The sequence below is a fragment of the uncultured Microbulbifer sp. genome, from assembly GCF_947504145.1.
GTDB lineage: Bacteria > Pseudomonadota > Gammaproteobacteria > Pseudomonadales > Cellvibrionaceae > Microbulbifer.
In genome coordinates, this window is the sequence record NZ_CANNGQ010000001.1 from 1326528 (window position 1) to 1343282 (window position 16755).

Annotated in this window: 14 protein-coding genes; 4 read left to right on the forward strand and 10 right to left on the reverse strand. The window is 56.8% G+C overall.

Annotated features, from left to right (window positions below; all coding sequences use genetic code 11):
• Nucleotide 1: 1 nt before the first annotated feature.
• Nucleotides 2–1348 (reverse strand): NAD(P)-binding domain-containing protein, encoded by a 1347-nt coding sequence (locus Q1A74_RS05930; RefSeq protein WP_299593448.1) that lies wholly within the window; start codon nucleotides 1346–1348, stop codon nucleotides 2–4.
• Nucleotides 1349–1513: 165 nt separating this feature from the next.
• Between Q1A74_RS05930 and Q1A74_RS05935 the strand changes: the two genes are divergently transcribed.
• Nucleotides 1514–2509, forward strand: coding sequence for an AraC family transcriptional regulator (locus Q1A74_RS05935; RefSeq protein ID WP_299593451.1), 996 nt, complete (start codon nucleotides 1514–1516; stop codon nucleotides 2507–2509).
• A 73-nt stretch (nucleotides 2510–2582) separates the two neighbouring features.
• Here Q1A74_RS05935 and Q1A74_RS05940 read toward each other — a convergent pair whose 3' ends face one another.
• Entirely contained in the window at nucleotides 2583–3116 is a 534-nt protein-coding gene (locus Q1A74_RS05940) for a hypothetical protein (protein ID WP_299593456.1), read from the reverse strand.
• Nucleotides 3117–3359: 243 nt separating this feature from the next.
• On the opposite strand from Q1A74_RS05940, the gene Q1A74_RS05945 reads away from it, so the two are divergent.
• The 3 genes from Q1A74_RS05945 to Q1A74_RS05955 all read left to right on the forward strand — a co-directional run bounded on the left by Q1A74_RS05945 (nucleotide 3360) and on the right by Q1A74_RS05955 (nucleotide 7568).
• Entirely contained in the window at nucleotides 3360–3935 is a 576-nt protein-coding gene (locus Q1A74_RS05945; protein WP_299593459.1) for a YSC84-related protein, read from the forward strand.
• Between the two features lie 585 nt (nucleotides 3936–4520).
• Nucleotides 4521–5657, forward strand: a complete 1137-nt coding sequence (locus Q1A74_RS05950) for a M14-type cytosolic carboxypeptidase (protein WP_299593462.1) — start codon at nucleotides 4521–4523, stop codon at nucleotides 5655–5657.
• Between the two features lie 90 nt (nucleotides 5658–5747).
• Complete coding sequence (locus tag Q1A74_RS05955) at nucleotides 5748–7568, forward strand: M28 family metallopeptidase (RefSeq protein ID WP_299593465.1); 1821 nt, start codon at nucleotides 5748–5750, stop codon at nucleotides 7566–7568.
• Nucleotides 7569–7648: 80 nt separating this feature from the next.
• Here Q1A74_RS05955 and Q1A74_RS05960 read toward each other — a convergent pair whose 3' ends face one another.
• The 8 genes from Q1A74_RS05960 to Q1A74_RS05995 all read right to left on the reverse strand — a co-directional run bounded on the left by Q1A74_RS05960 (nucleotide 7649) and on the right by Q1A74_RS05995 (nucleotide 16752).
• On the reverse strand, nucleotides 7649–8179 hold the full coding sequence (locus Q1A74_RS05960) for a phosphate-starvation-inducible PsiE family protein (protein ID WP_299593468.1): 531 nt from the start codon (nucleotides 8177–8179) through the stop codon (nucleotides 7649–7651).
• Between the two features lie 209 nt (nucleotides 8180–8388).
• The gene (locus tag Q1A74_RS05965; protein ID WP_299593471.1) at nucleotides 8389–10026 is read right to left on the reverse strand and encodes an AMP-binding protein; all 1638 of its coding nucleotides are present in this window, start codon (nucleotides 10024–10026) and stop codon (nucleotides 8389–8391) included.
• A gap of 412 nt (nucleotides 10027–10438) precedes the next feature.
• Nucleotides 10439–10789, reverse strand: a complete 351-nt coding sequence (locus tag Q1A74_RS05970; protein WP_299593474.1) for an SCP2 sterol-binding domain-containing protein — start codon at nucleotides 10787–10789, stop codon at nucleotides 10439–10441.
• 103 nt (nucleotides 10790–10892) lie between these two features.
• Complete coding sequence (locus tag Q1A74_RS05975) at nucleotides 10893–12686, reverse strand: acyl-CoA dehydrogenase C-terminal domain-containing protein (RefSeq protein WP_299593477.1); 1794 nt, start codon at nucleotides 12684–12686, stop codon at nucleotides 10893–10895.
• Between the two features lie 298 nt (nucleotides 12687–12984).
• A complete protein-coding gene (locus Q1A74_RS05980; RefSeq protein WP_299593481.1) occupies nucleotides 12985–14049 on the reverse strand; it encodes an AraC family transcriptional regulator in 1065 nt (354 codons plus the stop codon).
• A 33-nt stretch (nucleotides 14050–14082) separates the two neighbouring features.
• Nucleotides 14083–14289, reverse strand: a complete 207-nt coding sequence (locus tag Q1A74_RS05985) for a hypothetical protein (protein WP_299593484.1) — start codon at nucleotides 14287–14289, stop codon at nucleotides 14083–14085.
• 476 nt (nucleotides 14290–14765) lie between these two features.
• Complete coding sequence (locus Q1A74_RS05990) at nucleotides 14766–16202, reverse strand: aspartate ammonia-lyase (protein WP_299593487.1); 1437 nt, start codon at nucleotides 16200–16202, stop codon at nucleotides 14766–14768.
• Nucleotides 16203–16317: 115 nt separating this feature from the next.
• Nucleotides 16318–16752, reverse strand: a complete 435-nt coding sequence (locus tag Q1A74_RS05995) for a hypothetical protein (RefSeq protein WP_299593490.1) — start codon at nucleotides 16750–16752, stop codon at nucleotides 16318–16320.
• Nucleotides 16753–16755 lie beyond the last annotated feature (3 nt).

Genomic DNA, 16755 nt, shown 5'->3' on the forward strand with positions numbered 1-16755 from the left:
CTCAGCGGGTCGCCGCGGCCGGATTGGCTGAAAAGTGTCCAGTATCCGCAACCGGGAGGTCTTTGAGCAAGTGTTTGGTGTGACCAGCCAGTGCCTTCAGGTAGGTATCCTTGTGCACGTAGTACGCCATGCGCTCAAGCTTCAGGTAGTTCATTCCACCATCGGCGCGGTTGCCGGCTTCAGCCAGCTTGGTCTTTTTCAGTTTGCGCGCAGATTCGGCTCCAGCAGCCAGCTGCCTGATGTATAGCGCCACCATCTCCGCCTGTTTGTTGCGCCCCTCCCAACCCAGGCCGGCCGCTTCCACCATCCCCATCAGGAACAAATTGTCGTACTCGGGATGAAACACATTCAGGTACAACCGAGGCGCAAATTCTTCCCAGTTCAGGTGTTCGCGTTCGATAAACGGGTAGTGCAACTTGTAGCCAGTGGCCATCAGGATCATGTCGTACTCGCCGCAGGAACCGTCAGTGAAGGTCACCTTGTGCCCGCTCACTTCGGCAATATCCTTGCGCGCCTTGATATCCCCGTGACCGATATGATGGAGGATCAGGGAATTGATCACCGGATGAGATTCGAACATCTTGTAGTCCGGCTTGGGCAGGCCGTACTGCTCCGGTGTGCCCAACATAAATTTCGACAGCGCCGCACTGATTCGCTGCTGGATAAACCGCGGCAGCTTGACCCGCCCACCAACGGCATCCGTGGCCTTGCCACCGATAAATTTGGGCAGGAAGTAGTAGCCCCGGCGCAGGCTGATATCCACGCTTTTTGCGCGGTGTGCCGCGTCCACCGCAATATCCGCCCCACTGTTGCCACAACCGACCAATAGCACGCGCTTGCCTTCGAAGGTGGCCGGGTCCCTGTATTCGGAGGAGTGCAGCAACTCGCCGGCAAAGTCTCCAGGCAGAGAAGGCATATTCGGATGATGCAGTGTTCCGTTGGCAATCAACAGCCCACCGAATACACGGGTCTGCTCTTCGCCGTTTTGGCGGGTGGTAATCCGCCAGTCGTCCCCTACCCGCTCGCAGCTGACCACTTCGGTCTCAAACTCGTAGTGACGATAAAGGTCGAATTCTTTGGCATAGGCACGAAAATAATCGCGCAACTCGCTATGATGCGGAAAGAGTGCTACATCGTCACCCATGGGAAACTCGGCGAACTCGGTCATCTTTTTCGACGAGATCAGGTGCGCAGACTCGTACATGGTACTGGTGCTGCTGTCGATATCCCACAGGCCGCCCACATCGCTGTGAATCTCAAAGCCCACACAGGGAATATTGTGCTTGGCCAGGTTGCGTACACTGCACAGTCCCATGGGACCGGCGCCGATGACTGCGAAAGGCTTCATTATTCTTCTCCCGGGTCTTGTCCCGTTGACACGACCGTTCACGCGACATTTTTCTAATCAGGTGGCTGGCAAGCTGCCAAATTCCGTTGCCAATCAATATAACGTGACATCAGGAGGTGCCGTCGTCATAATCGGGCAGTCTCTGGTTAATTTCGGACAGGCGTTTTGAATACAACAGATAGCAGAAGCGTAACTTTAAGCTACACACGCGCAGTTATAAGCGCTCTGGACAGGCTGCAGCTGAAGCTCCCCGCTGAAGCTCAGGCTCTCCTGACCGCCATTGACGAGGAAGAGCGAGTCCCGATGCAGGTCCAGGAGGAGATCTGGCTGGCCGTGGAAGCGGCTCACCCGGACCCGCTGCTGGGTATTCGCCTCGGCCAGGCGATGCAGGGCAGCCAGATGGGGCTAGTGGGCTACCTGCTGATGACCCAGAAGAATCTGGGCGCGGCGCTCGACCAGCTGCTGATCTATCACCCGCTGCTGGGAGAAGGTGGCCAGTTTGAAATGCGTCGCGGCAGCTTTTACGTGGACTTCTGCTACCGCCCGAATTATCTGCGCTGCGCGCGCCTGCGGGTGGAAACCGTACTGTCCATCTGCCTGGCGCAGGCCCGCGCCATGACCGGGCGCGAGTTCCAGCCCCAGAGCGTGCAGTTCGCCTACCCCACACCGTCACTGGCCGTGCAACAACAGTACCAGCAGTTGCTGCAAGCGCCCGTGCAATTCAATGCGGAATCTTCCGGTATCCGGCTGCGACCGCAGGATCTCGAGATTCCACTGGTGGCCGCCGACCGCCAGGTCATGGCACGCCTGAAACCGGAAGCAGACGCGCTCCTCAAGGCCCTCACCAGCAAGAGCCTGCAACTCCGCGTTGCCCACCTACTGCAACAGGAACCGCAGCTCAGCCGCGAACAGGTGGCCGCACGGCTGTGTATCAGCCCACGGCACCTGGGGCGCAAACTGTTGGAAGAGGAAGCGAGTTTTCGTGCCATTCAGGATGAGGTGCGCAGCCACTATGCGTGTCAGTGGCTGCGGGAAGGCGAAAAAACCAATGTAGATATTGCCGCAGCACTGGGCTACTGCGATGAGAGCGCCTTCGGTAAGGCATTCAGGCGCTGGACCGGCCTCTCCCCGAAAGCGTTTAAAGCCGAGAGTAAAGAATAACGCCGCAGCACCGGCAAAATCCGCGCCGCGACGTCAACTGGTGCCATGACAACCATCAAGCACCCTTCGCGCGTTAGCGCGCCGCTGTTGCCTGCTGCGCCGCGCGCGCCTGGGTCAGCGCTGCCAGATCTTGCAGCCACACAATATCGGTCGTCGCAACTTGCTGGCCGGTGTATTCGCCGAGCGCCATACGCACCTGATCCACAGTGACGCTGCCGGAGTTGTCAGCGCCACTCAGCGCTTCCAACGGCAGCTCAACCCAGGCCTGGCCATTCTGATCGATTACCGGCTTTCCACTTTTCAGCAAACTAGCCAGCTTGTCGTCCGACTCAGCCTGATCCGCCGCGCTGATATGGCGATCGATTGCGGAAGAGCCACCGGACGGCAGATAGATGGTGCCATTGGTAAAGTCCACAGCAAACGCCACTACGCCCGGCAGGATACCAAACAGCAGGCCCGCCCCATTCAGGATAACCACCACCGGATCAACCCGCCCCCCGGTCTGCCCTTTGCGCTCGGGATACAGAAAGTACCCGCAAGCCGTCAGGTTAAGCATTAGGGTCAACAGACAGGTTGCGGCCACGCCGCGCTTGATGGATTTGTTCATTGGATTGATTCCTTGTTGGAACAGTTCGGCAATAATACAGGGCCGAAGAATACCTATTTGCCGGCTGCGCCGAAAGTGGCGCCAATTATATCTTTGTGGACCAGGTCTCAGGCACACCAATACTTCGTCGGTATTCTGGGCACAGCTGGTGGCAAACCCCAGCGGTGTTTGTAAGGTAACCGAAGCACCTGCCCCCTAACATTCAAATGCGCAGGCCTCTGTGGCCGCAATGGAGACATCACCATGCCGACCTATTTTCGATATTGCGGCCTCCTGATCCTACTCGCACAAGCACTACTAATCAGCGCCTGTGCCGCGCCGGGACAGACCCGAGATGATCAGCGCCAGCATATTCAGCAAACCGAGCGCGAAGTTCTGGACGCCCTGTATCAGCTGAAACCCGATTTGCGCACAGATGTGGCCCGCGCGCCAGGCTATGCCGTATTCAGTAACGTCAATGTCAACCTGCTCCTGGCCAGCGCATCAACGGGCTACGGTGTGGCAGTCAGCAAGTCCGGCGAGCGCACCTATATGAAAATGGGGGAAGTTGGCGTCGGTCTCGGGTTTGGAGTCAAAGACTTTCGCGCCCTGTTCGTTTTTGATTCACCAGAAGTAATGAACCGCTTTGTAGAGCACGGCTGGTCATTTGGGGGACATGCAGACGCGGCAGCCAAAGCTCAGGATAAAGGCGCAGCCGTTGGCGGCGAAGTTGTGGCGGATGGCATGCGGGTTTACCAGCTTACGGAAAGCGGGATCGCGCTGCAGGCGACCTTAAAAGGAACGAAATACTGGAAGGATCGCGATCTGAATTTTGAGTGAGAGACAGCACCGCCGGCGCCTGGCAGAAACACACGACGCAACTGTACAAAAGTTGCCCAATCGTGCGCCAACTTTTCGATCTGCCGCGGCGGCTCGGAAATAGCCTGCCTAAACTTTAAACAGCACCTGCTGAGGAATGTCAGGGAGCAGTACAACGTTTCTGATGGTGCGGTTGTGGTTCGCACCGCGCATTGACCGGGCAGTGAGAAGTCGTCATAGGTCTGACGCCAGAAATTTCAGGGAGCAGTAGTCTCAGCAGGTGCCGCCATGGATTGGCAGGGGCGCGGTGTTCATAAGGGCACCGCGCCTTTTTATTTGCAGCTTATTTAGAGTATCTCTTTATTTTCATCGCACGCGCGCCAGCGCTGCCGGCTCGATCACCGAAAATCCCTCAGCGCCCCCCGCTCCCAGTATTTTATTCTCAAAATCAATTGCCCGGCAGATATTTCCTTCAAGCTGCCTTAGGCTATCCTGAATTTTTAATTCGAATCTGTATCCTGCAGCGACCAGCGTATAAAAATGCCGGGTGCGCCAAAAGTATCCTGCACCAACCCTTTTCGACAACGATTAATGCGGAGCCTACGCATGCATATCAGCAGCGCTTTTGACAGCGGTAATATCAAGGTCATCGACAAAAAGAGCACCCCTGTCGAGCTCGCGATCCGTATCGACAACCAGTCGGACTTCTACCAGTGGTTTCATTTCCGCCTCGAAGGTGAGGTCGGTAACGAATACCCACTGCGCATATCCAATGCGGGCAAAGCCGCCTACCCGGAAGGCTGGGAGAACTACCGGGTCTGCGCCTCCTACGATCGCCACAACTGGTTCCGTATCGACGCAGAATACGACGGTAAAGCACTGGATTTCACCGTCGACCTGGAACAGCCCAGTATCTACCTGGCCTACTTCGCCCCCTTCTCCTGGGAACGGCACCTGGACCTGATTGCCTGGGCACAGTCCGACGACCGCGTACAGGCGGAAACTCTGGGCCTGACCCTGGATGGCCGGGACATGACGCTGCTCACCATCGGCAACCCGGACACCGCAAAGCGCAAAGTTTGGATGATTGCCCGCCAACATCCCGGCGAAACCATGGCCGAGTGGTTTGTGGAAGGCTTCCTGGAAACTCTGCTGGATGAATCCAACTCTGCCGCCATGCGCATCCTGCAAGATACAGTGTTTTACGTGGTGCCCAATATGAACCCCGACGGCAGTGTGCGCGGCCACCTGCGCACCAATGCCGCCGGCGCCAACCTGAACCGCGAGTGGCAATCGCCGAGCATGGAACGCAGTCCGGAAGTCTACCTCGTGCGCGAACGCATGCTGGCCACCGGCGGCGATATGTTCCTGGATATACACGGGGACGAAGCCTTGCCATACAACTTTGTCGCGGCCTGTGAAGGTGTTCCGGGGTACGATGAAAAACACGCAACACTGGAAAACATCTTCAAAGACGCCTTTGAAAAGGCCAGCCCGGATTTCCAGACCGAGCAGGGATACCCGCTGGACAAACCCGGCGAGGCAAACATGACGGTAGGCACCAACTGGTGCGGCCACCAGTTCCGCACCCTGGCGCTGACCCTCGAGATGCCCTTTAAAGACAACGATACGCTACCGGACCCGATCGAAGGCTGGTCTCCAGCCCGGTGCCGCAGCCTCGCGCGCGATATGCTTTTTCCGATCCGGGAAACCCTCGCCTATATGGATGAGGCAGAAAAATAACGGGCCTCGTTAAACAGACACTTTCACACCAGAAAAAATCGCATCCAACACTGGAAACCAAAAAACATAACGAACCATCGAGGAACTCAGATGCAGAAAAACACCTACTGGCAACGGCTGGCCCTGCCGCTGGCCCTGGCAGCAGCCATCGCTGGTGGCTGCGGCAAAAGCACCGACGCGCCCCAGTCGCCAACAACCGAAGGGTCACCGGCCGCAGAGCAAGCGCCAACGGCACAGGCCGGCGAGCGGGAAATACCGCAGCCCAAGGAAATGCCTACCGTCGATGTGATCAGCGAACCGCCGCTCAGCGATGCAGAAAAAGCCGAAGTTGCCGAAATCGCCAAGGATCTGCACAAGCACATTGCCGTGCTGGCATCCGACAAATTTGAAGGTCGCGCCCCGGCAACCAAAGGTGAAGAGCTGACCGTCAATTACCTGGCTGATGAATTCAAGAAGCTGGGCCTGAAGCCCGGCGCCACCGATGCGGACGGCAATCCCAGCTGGTTCCAGGAGGTTCCAGTGGTGGAGATGCAGATTGAAAGCACCCCGCTGGAAATCAAGGGCAAAGACTTCTCAGAATCCCTGCAGCCACGCAGCGACATGGTGGCCTTCACCCAGCGCCAGACACCAGAAAGCCAGTTGAAAGACAGTCCGCTGGTATTCGTGGGCTACGGTATTGTTGCACCGGAAAACGACTGGAACGATTACGCCGGCCTGGATATGCAAGGTAAAACAGCGGTTATTCTGGTGAATGATCCGGGCTATGCCACACAGGACAAAAACCTGTTTAACGGCAACGCAATGACCTACTACGGCCGCTGGAGCTACAAGTTCGAAGAAGCCGCACGCCAGGGCGCTGACGGCGCCATCATCATCCACGAGACCGGTGCCGCCGGCTACCCGTGGGAAGTGGTGAGCGGCAGCTGGTCCGGCGCTCAGATCAGCCTCGAAGCCGAAGACAAAAACGCCGACCGGGTTGCGGTCGAGTCCTGGATTACCAGCGACGCGGCAAAATCGCTGTTCAGCGCCGCGGGCCTGGACCTGACACAGGAGATGGAAGCCGCCAAGCAACAGGGCTTCAAACCCAAGCCACTGAACCTCACCGCCTCGGTGGACCTCAAAAGTGAAGTGCGCACGTCCAACTCCCGCAATGTGGTAGCAAAAGTCGAAGGCAGCAAATATCCGGATGAAGCTGTCATATACACCGCGCACTGGGATCACCTCGGCGTAAATGATCATGCAGAGGGTGGCGACCATGTTTTCAATGGTGCGGTCGATAATGCCACCGGCACCGCCGGCCTGCTGGCGATGGCCCATCAGATTTCCAAAATGGAACAGCCACCAGAGCGCTCACTTCTGTTCGTAGCGGTTACCGCTGAAGAATCCGGCCTGCTGGGTTCAAAATATTATGCGGCCAACCCGGTAGTCCCACTGGAAAAGACCGTCGCCGGTATTAACTTTGACGCCATGGGCGTGCTCGGCCCCATGCGCGATGTGATCGTGATGGGATACGGCAATAGTGAGCTGGAAAAAATACTGGAGAAGGTAGCCGGCACTCAGGGCCGCTACCTGGCGCCGGAAGATCACCCGGAGCGCGGCTATTTCTACCGCTCAGACCATTTCAGCCTGGCGAAAAAAGGCGTGCCGATGCTCTACTTTGATTCCGGTACCGACAGTTTTGAGCACGGCCGTGAGTGGGCGCAGAAGAAAGGTGAGGAATACACCGCAGAGCACTACCACAAGCCAGGTGACGAGTACGATCCCGAGTGGAACCTGGAAGGCGCGGCATTGGACTTGGCACTTGGCCTCGATATCGGCCTCGCGCTGGCCAATAGTCGCGACTGGCCGAACTGGTATGAAGGCAATGAGTTTCGGGCAATTCGCGACAAGAGTTCGGAAACCAGAAAGTAATTCCACCTTCCGTCACATGTAAAATAAACAAGGGGCGCCAAAATGGCGCCCCTTTTTTTCGCGCAGAACACTCCGCGCGCTCACTCATCTTGCACTTTCCCCTTCTGCACATCGTGCGGTACGGGAGAATGCGCTTCGACTGTCAGCGTTTCTTTTCTCGAGACCAGCCAATACGTAATACCCAGGGCCAGCGTCGTTACCGCAATCCCCAGTATGTAAATCGGCCCGGTGTCATCCAGGTCGAGCACAATGACTTTTCGCGCGATAGCCATCAGTGCCGTGGCGACCACCAGCTGAATCGGAATCACGTTGGAGCCGAGGTAGAGGCGGATATTGATAAAGATTTCGATCGAGATCAACACCAGCATGATGGCGCCGAAAACATCAAACAGGTCGCCGTGGTCCAGCAACAATATTGGCTCGACAGACAATCGCTGGTACAGCACCCAAACCACATCCGCCACACTCCACATGATTACCATGGCCATGAGTATCGCGAGAAAACGGATAGACGCGCGGATGATGATATGTAGCACCCGAATCAGCGGGTCTTCATGTTCCGCAGGCAACTCGTCATGGAGAATTGAGGGCTTTCTATTCTGCTTGTCCATCGCTCGCCTCTGCGGTAGAAATCGGTGCACCTCTGGTTAACCTTAGTTATAGCGCACCAGCTATCGTCCATCAGTGTTAGCGAGCTGGGCTTCGCAATCTTTGAAGAGTAGAAATTCGCCAAAATTCCCATAAAAAAACCCGCTGCAAGCAGCGGGTTTTTGAGGGCGGTTGCTATGCACAACACCCGGGGCCAAGATTGTTCTCCAGATCAGGCAGCCGTCGTTTCCTCGAGCTTCTTCAGCTCTTCATCGCGCAGTTCGCGGCGTAAAATCTTGCCCACATTCGTTTTCGGCAGATCGTCGCGGAACTCGATGTTTTTCGGCACCTTGTAGGCGGTCATGTTTTCGCGGCAGAAGGCAACGACTTCGTCAGCCGTCAGGGACTCTTCCGCTTTCACTACGAACAGTTTTACCGCTTCGCCACTGCGCTCGTCGGGAATACCCACGGCCGCGGCCTCGGCAACTTTCGGGTGCGCCGCCACAACATCTTCGATTTCATTGGGATACACATTGAAACCCGACACGATGATCATGTCTTTCTTGCGGTCGACAATCTTGATGTAACCGTCGTCCTGGATGACCGCCATATCGCCGGTTTTCAGCCAGCCTTCAGAATCGATGGTCTCAGCTGTGGCCTCTGGGCGCTCCCAGTAGCCCTTCATGACCTGCGGCCCGCGAACACAGAGCTCCCCAGGGGTATTGTTGGGCAGGTCATTGCCGTTCTCGTCAATCACCTTCACTTCGGTGTCCGGTACGGGCAGCCCCACGGTACCCAGCTGTACGGCTTCGACAGGATTGAAAGAAACGACCGGCGCCGTCTCAGTCATGCCGTAACCTTCGGTCACGACACAACCAGTCACTTGTTTCCACTTCTCTGCGGTAGCACGGGTCAACGCCATGCCACCGGAGCAGGTGGTGTGCAGTTTGCTGAAGTCGAGATCGGCAAATTCCGGATTACGCATCAGACCGTTGAACAGGGTGTTCAGGCCGCAGAAACCGGTAAAGCGTTTGCCTTTCAGGGTTTTCACAAAGCCCGGAATATCCCGTGGATTCGGAATCAGCAGAGAATGGCTACCGGTGGTAAACAGGCACATGCAGTGCAGGGTAAAGGCGTAGATGTGGTAGAGCGGGAGCGGCGCAATGTAGAACTCCTCGCCCTCGCGCATGGAATCACCCAGCGCTTCCCGTACCTGCTCCATATTGGCAACCAGGTTGCGGTGGGTCAGCATGGCGCCTTTAGCGACACCTGTGGTGCCGCCGGTGTACTGCAGCACCGCGAGGTCGTCAGGGGTGCGCTGTACTTCCTGATGCGGTTGCGCGGTGCCTGCGGACATGGCATCGCGGAAATCCACGCGGTTGGTGAAGCTGAATTCCGGCACCATTTTTTTGATGTATTTGGCGACACTGTTGATCAGGATGCGCTTGAGCGGCGGATGAAGATCGGCAATTTCGGACACAATCACCTGTTCGACGCCAGTTTCCGGAATGACTTCGGAAGCCGTGTCCGCAATATTTGCCAGCACCACCAGCGCCTTGGCACCGGAATCATTCAGCTGGTGCTTAAGTTCGCGCTTGGTATACAGGGGGTTGGTATTAACCACAGTGAGCCCGGCACGCAGTGCGCCGAATACGACAACCGGGTACTGGAGAACGTTGGGCAGCTGTACCGCGATCCGGTCGCCAGGCTTGAGATTCGTTTTGTTCTGGAGGTAGGAGGCGAAGTTGGCGCTGAGCCGGTCTATGTCACGGACGCTCAATGTGTGCCCGAGGCAGGTGAAAGCCGGTCGATCAGCGAATTTGGCCGTAGCGGCGGAAAACACGTCAAGAATACTGCGTTCGATGTCCAACTTATTTCTCCCAATATGTTGTTTTTGTGGTGCTGCCCGCCTGGTACGGTGCGCCCCTTAACCCGGGATTATCAATCAGGTTACAGACCGAAGATACCATGACGCCAAAATTAACCAACCACCGGTATTCCGCGGTTGCCAATCTCTTTATGGTACCCATGTCCGTATATAGACGAAATCTTCAGGGCAAGAGCCATTCGGACAGATAATTATTGTAAGTTTTGATAGTTATTCGGTGAATGTCGCTGCGAGAAGCAAATAGCACGCCTGTTTTTTTATAAGCCGCTCGATGCCGTCGATTTTGCTGAACCAGCCGCCAGATCTCCGCGCCGCCAGCTTCTGCAATCACCGCGGCGAATATTGGAGCACTCCGGCTGCCGAAATTCTATTCCTCCCCGGCCCTCTCTCACGCTCAAGCGTGTGCGGAAAAAAGGTCTGCCAGCGCCGCTGCCAGCTCTCGATTGCCGGTATAGCGGATATCCCCAAGTAGGAATGCGTGCCGCGCACTCAGCTGGCCATCGGTAATGTCTTTCAAGGTGTTGTACGACATTTCCAGCTCCAGATCCGCGTCCTCGGTCAAGCCGGAAACCTGTTCCGCCTCGATTTTAACAAGCGTATCTCCGACGGCAGACTGGTCATCATTTCGACGCTGCACCTGCAGGTAAAAATCACTGCCGTCCGGTAGTCGAAACTGTACCCGAGCGGTATTGGGCAGACAAGTCAGCTGCTGTAGCCGCTCAATGATTTGCGCGGGTAATTGCATCGGTGCTCCGGATTAAACATCCCGCTGTTACCGTCGTTGGCAAAAGCCGGATTCAAAAACACCGCCGATGTTGCCAGCGGCGGTGTTTTTATTCACATCAAGCTCAGAAGGCGAAGTGATCCGCGTCCAGGCTCATCAGGTTGTCGGCGCCACTCTGCATAGCGCTGGCATGGGTTGCGGTGCGCGGCAGGATCCGATCGAAATAGAATCTCGCAGTCGCCAACTTGGCACGATAGAAGTCCTCTTCCTCAGTGCCCGCGGCGATTTTTTCGTTCGCCACTTTGGCAGACAGTGCCCACAGGTAGGCCTGTACCGCGTACCCGGAGTACATCAGGTAATCTACGGAAGCAGCACCCACTTCGTCCGGGTTCTCCATCGCCTTGACGCCCACGTTCATGGTCAGGTCGCCCCACTCCTTGTTGAGCGCCTGGAGCTTGGTCACGTACGGAGCCAAAGCTTCGTTGTCCGCTTCTGCCTGGCAGAATTTGTGCACGATCTTGGTGAACTTGCGCAGCAGTTCACCCTGACTCATCAGTACCTTGCGGCCCAACAGGTCGAGTGCCTGGATACCGGTAGTACCCTCGTAAATGGTGGAGATACGGGCATCGCGTACGTTCTGCTCCATACCCCACTCGGCGATATAGCCGTGACCACCGAAACACTGCATGCCCAGGTTGGCAGATTCATAACCGGTTTCGGTCAGGAATGCCTTGGCGATCGGTGTCAGGAAGGCCATCAGGTCGTCGGCTTCTTTACGCTCCTCTTCGGAACCGGCCTGTGAGCGGTCCAGCTGTTGCGCACACAGCAGGATGAGCATGCGGCCACCCTCGGCGAAAGCCTTCTGGGTCAACAGCATGCGGCGCACATCGGGGTGCACGATAATCGGGTCTGCCGCACCCTCCGGGTTTTTCGGGCCACTCAGGGAGCGCATCTGCAGGCGGTCTTTGGCATACGCCAGAGATTTCTGGAAGCCAGCTTCCGCGTGCGCCACGCCCTGCAGGGCAGTACCCAGACGCGCAGTGTTCATAAAGGTGAACATGCAGTTCAGGCCCTTGTTGGGCGGGCCGATCAGGAAACCTTTCGCGCCGTCAAAGTTGAGCACGGCGGTAGCGTTGCCGTGAATGCCCATCTTGTGCTCCAGGGAGCCGCAGCTCACGCCGTTGCGCTCACCGGCAGAGCCGTCTTCGCTGGGCAGGAACTTAGGAACAATAAACAGGGAGATACCCTTGGTGCCTACAGGTGCATCGGGCAGGCGGGCAAGAACGATATGTACGATGTTTTCCGCCATGTCGTGCTCACCGGCAGAAATGAAAATTTTGGTTCCGGTAATAGAGTAAGAGCCGTCGTCGTTCGGCTCGGCTTTGGAACGCAGGATACCCAGGTCGGTACCGCAGTGCGGCTCGGTCAGACACATAGTGCCGGTCCAGCTGCCTTCTACCAGCTTCGACAGGTAGGCGTGCTTCTGCTCGTCGGTACCGTGGGCTTCCAGAGTATTCATGGCACCGTGGGACAGCCCCGGGTACATACCCCAAGACCAGTTGGACGTGCCGATCATTTCACTCAGAATGGTCCCCAGCGACGGCGGCAGACCCTGCCCACCATGCTCTTCCTTATGTGGCAGCGACGGCCAGCCAGCTTCAACAAACTGCTGATAGGCTTCTTTGAATCCTTCCGGAGTTTTGACTTCACCGTCATTCCAGGTACAGCCCTGCTGGTCACCGATCTGGTTCAGGGGGGCCAGCACGTTTTCACAGAATTTGGCGCCCTCTTCCAGGATGGCGTCCACTACATCCGGGCTCGCATCTTCGTAACCCAGCGTTGCATAGTGCTGATCCCAGCCAAACAGCTCGCGCATGGCGAAGCGCATGTCACGCAGCGGAATCTTGATCTCGCTCATCCTGTGTACCCTCTTTCGATATTTGTCGTCGGTGGACCGGGCCTTGCTTCCCGGGAGCCCCGGCTGGACAGCGAAATCGCCGCGCCGGCTGGTGACTCAACTTTTGCTTTTATTCATATTAGTAGCAAATCAATAAGACTCACCATGGCGAAAAGTGCCCAAAGCACTAACAAAATACGGCGGGCAGATGACAGGGAAATGGCTGACGCAGCAGTCAAAAGCTTCACGCCGCCTTCACCAAAAAAGGCCATGCGCCAGACTGGTGCGCCGGGAAACAGGCGATAAACCGGGGCGGAAATCAGAGACCGGCGGAAGTGGAGCGCGGGCTCTTGCGGTATTCACCTGGAGTAACACCGGTCCACTTTTTGAAAGCGCGAAAGAACGCGCTGGCCTCATCGAAACCGAGCATTTCCGCAATCTGGGTATTGGAGAGATCCGGACAACTGAGATAGTGAAATGCCGCTTCCATACGACATTCATCTTTCAGTTTCTGGTAAGAAGTTTTCTCCTGCTGGAGCTTGCGACGGAGTGTGGTAACTGACATGTTCAAACGGTCCGCCACCGCTTCCGCGGCGGGCATGGACTCGCTCACATCCCGGTTGAGAATGGTCTTCACCTTGGTCTTGATACCGTTGGCACTGCCATCGCTGATCACCAGGTGATAGGGCGCGGTACGGATAAAATCTTCTACCGTCTGCGAACTCTGTACGATGGGATAATCCAGGTAGCGATTCTCATATTCCAGTGCATTCCCGGGCTGATCGAACAACAGTTCACCCGCTTCACTTTGCGCCAGAGCGAGGAACTCTTCCGGACAGGGGAAAGAGAAATGCAGCTTGGCCAGGGGGATTTCCCGCCCCACCAGCCAGCAATAGAAGCGGTGCCACACGGCCAATGTAGTGCGGATCACCCCCGGTGTGGTTTCTGCGATCAGTTGATCGAACTCCCCGGGCTGCAGGGCACTGATGCCCTCAATCACCACCCGGTCTTTATCTCCTCGCGAGTGCAGCACAGGTTTTACCCGGAATCCGCGGCAGATCTCCATAAACTCCGCACTAAGGGTGATCGCCTGGCGTACCGTTGCACAGTTCACCACTGTCAGGCAAAGCAGGCGGAATGAACCGGAGCGCACGCGTCCACCGCTCAGCATGCCAAACCATTCATCCTGGGCCAGCCACATCACTCGCTGGTACAAGCGGCCGTACTTCACTGCGGAAAATGCCGCGGTGTCTTCCAGGTCAGCCTCGGAGATTCCTACCGACGCCAGCAAGTCCCCGCGATCACAGCCGTGGCCAGAGGCCTCGTCCAGCAAACGCTGCACATAGGCGATGGGAATGCGGATATCTTCGTTGGTATTTTCCATTCTGGCGCGGGCAATCCGATCAGTAGTAATAAATTATTTATTGCGGCGATTGCGCAGCCAGTTCAGCAGCGCACCAAACCCGAACGCCGCAGCGACGATGACAGCGAGAAAAACCAGCATCAGCACCAGGTAGCTCAGCAGGTCTGCCACCGGCAGATCCCAGCTCCAGACCGCCGCTGCGATAAAAGCAAGACAGGCGAGTACACTGGTGATAAATGAACGGCGGCGTTTTTTGGCCATAACAAAACACTTTGACTGGAAAATGAATGATTGGTCGACGAATCTCTACAACACTACCCTATCAATATAGGGGTACCTCTCTAAAAGTACCCATCCGGGCCGTACCGGGTACAGCCACACTACATTTTCGTCGGGGTGCACTCGGGCTGGGTACTGCGAAGTCAGGCGCCAACGGCGCAGAATCGTGCAGCATCGACCGCACGCTGTCAACGAAACCGCTGTTCGGGGCTCGCGCTCTACTGCCCGCAAAGCAGGCGGGCAACCAATCTACCACCAGGCAGGGAGTAGCAGATCATGCACAAACGACTGCTCTACCGAAGGGAAGACAGGAAGGTTCTGCGCAGGATGGCAATCTGGATTGAATGTATGATGCTTTTTACCGGCACCGTTCTGCTGGGTATTCTTGTCCTCGCTTAGCGGACACCGACAAGGGTGCAGTGCATGAGTACATGCACAATTGTGACGAGCGGTTGCGTCTACTCACCATCCACAATGCCGCCGCGACTCAACCGCGCAGGGTCCAGCAGGCGCTTGAGCTCAGCCTCCGACAGGTCCGTCATTTCCACGGCCACATCCAGCACCGGCCGACAACTGGCGTAAGCGGCCTTGGCGATTTCGGCGGCCTTACCATAGCCGATAACCGGATTGAGCGCGGTCACCAGTATCGGGTTGCGCGCCAGCGCATCCTGCATATGTGTTTCATCAACGGTAAAGCCGGCAATGGCCTTGTCCGCCAGCATGCGCGTGCCGGTAGAGAGAATCCGGATACTTTCCAGCAGGGAAAACGCAATCACCGGTAACATTACATTCAACTGGAAATTACCACTCTGCCCGGCCACTGTAATCGTGGTGTCATTCCCCATCACCTTCGCCGCCACCATGGCCACCGACTCGGCAATCACCGGGTTGACTTTGCCCGGCATGATGCTGCTGCCCGGCTGCAGCGCCGGCAAGGCTATCTCGCCAAAACCGGCGAGAGGGCCACTGTTCATCCAGCGCAGGTCGTTGGCGATTTTCATCACGGCGACGGCGAGGGTTTTCAGCTGGCCCGATACTTCCACCGCGGTATCCTGGCTGGCAATCGCTGCAAACGGATTGGCGGCGGGCCGGAGTGATGCGCCGCATTCACGGCTCAGGCGACGCGCGAAAATTTCCGCAAATTCCTCGTGTGCATTCAGCCCGGTACCCACGGCAGTACCGCCCTGTGCCAGTTCTTCCAACCGTGGAAGTGCGTCTTCGACACGCGCCTTGCACAGGCGCATCTGCGCCGCCCAGGCATTTAATTCCTGGGAGAGCGTGACGGGCACCGCGTCCATCAGGTGCGTGCGACCGGTTTTGACAACACCTTCTACCGAAGCCGCTTTATCCTCGATCACTTCGATCAGATGCACCAGGGCTGGCAGGAGCTTGTTCTGTAGTGCGAGAAGTGCGGACAGGTGAATTGCCGTGGGGATCACATCGTTACTGCTCTGGCACATATTGACGTGATCATTGGCCCCGATCTCGAGGCCACTCTGTGCACTGGCAATGTGCGCCAGCACTTCGTTCACATTCATATTGGTACTGGTGCCGGAGCCAGTCTGAAACACATCCACGGGGAATTGCTCGGCGTAGTCGGCCGTGTCGAGCTGGTCGCAGGCCCGGATAATCGCACCGGCCATTTGTCCGTCGAGCAAGCCCAACTGTTGGTTGGCTTCCGCCGCCGCTTTTTTAATTGCAACTACCGCGCTTAAAAACTCTTCCGGTAATGGGTACCCACTGACACAAAAATTTTCTACGGCGCGCTGAGTCTGAGCGCCGTAGCAGGCGCTCTCTGGTACCTGGACGTCACCCAGGCTGTCTTTTTCAACACGAAATCGTGCGGACTTTTCTGGGGACGTTTGAGAAGTGTTTTCAGGCAACTTGTCGGACATGGGAAACCCCCGGTCGAGCGGTAGACTGAATAGAATAGGAAGTATTGATCAGAAACAGGATAGCGTCGAGTACGGCCAGGTCACACGGGTGTGCACAGAGAAAAAATCGGCCGCATTACATGCTGACGCGCCCTTCCTGGGTCCACTCACAGCGTACCTGCATCTCGCCGCAGCCGGGCTCATGGTAAAGGCCGGCGGCCTCCCATGTAAACGAGTGAGTACCAGAAAGCTCAGTTTCCAGGTGCACCGTTGCCGACACCCAATACATGCTTTGCAGCAGTTCTTCGAACTTCTGGATCCAGTGATTCCACTCGTATTCCACCGCGCAATAGGACGCGCCGAAGTGGATGACGTCGGTCTGATACTGGGATTGTTTGACCTTGATGGTGGGAACCGCAAACATATCGCGGCACAGAAAGGGCCACTCGTCGGCACCGGGAAGAGCCAGAATGGCCTCGCGATTGGTCCGGCGGCGGTCACTGCCCCCGGTCAGGCTGTTACTGTCTTTGATACAGCCGTAAACAATGGATTCCTGATCGCCCTGAATCACTCT

Excerpts from the sequence above, each read along its gene's own strand:
- Q1A74_RS05930 (WP_299593448.1), bottom strand. The coding sequence starts at position 1,348 with ATGAAGCCTTTCGCAGTCATCGGCGCCGGTCCCATGGGACTGTGCAGT.
- Q1A74_RS05940 (WP_299593456.1), bottom strand. The coding sequence starts at position 3,116 with ATGAACAAATCCATCAAGCGCGGCGTGGCCGCAACCTGTCTGTTGACC.
- Q1A74_RS05945 (WP_299593459.1), top strand. The coding sequence starts at position 3,360 with ATGCCGACCTATTTTCGATATTGCGGCCTCCTGATCCTACTCGCACAA.
- Q1A74_RS05950 (WP_299593462.1), top strand. The coding sequence starts at position 4,521 with ATGCATATCAGCAGCGCTTTTGACAGCGGTAATATCAAGGTCATCGAC.
- Q1A74_RS05955 (WP_299593465.1), top strand. The coding sequence starts at position 5,748 with ATGCAGAAAAACACCTACTGGCAACGGCTGGCCCTGCCGCTGGCCCTG.
- Q1A74_RS05960 (WP_299593468.1), bottom strand. The coding sequence starts at position 8,179 with ATGGACAAGCAGAATAGAAAGCCCTCAATTCTCCATGACGAGTTGCCT.
- Q1A74_RS05970 (WP_299593474.1), bottom strand. The coding sequence starts at position 10,789 with ATGCAATTACCCGCGCAAATCATTGAGCGGCTACAGCAGCTGACTTGT.
- Q1A74_RS05975 (WP_299593477.1), bottom strand. The coding sequence starts at position 12,686 with ATGAGCGAGATCAAGATTCCGCTGCGTGACATGCGCTTCGCCATGCGC.
- Q1A74_RS05980 (WP_299593481.1), bottom strand. The coding sequence starts at position 14,049 with ATGGAAAATACCAACGAAGATATCCGCATTCCCATCGCCTATGTGCAG.
- Q1A74_RS05985 (WP_299593484.1), bottom strand. The coding sequence starts at position 14,289 with ATGGCCAAAAAACGCCGCCGTTCATTTATCACCAGTGTACTCGCCTGT.
- Q1A74_RS05990 (WP_299593487.1), bottom strand. The coding sequence starts at position 16,202 with ATGTCCGACAAGTTGCCTGAAAACACTTCTCAAACGTCCCCAGAAAAG.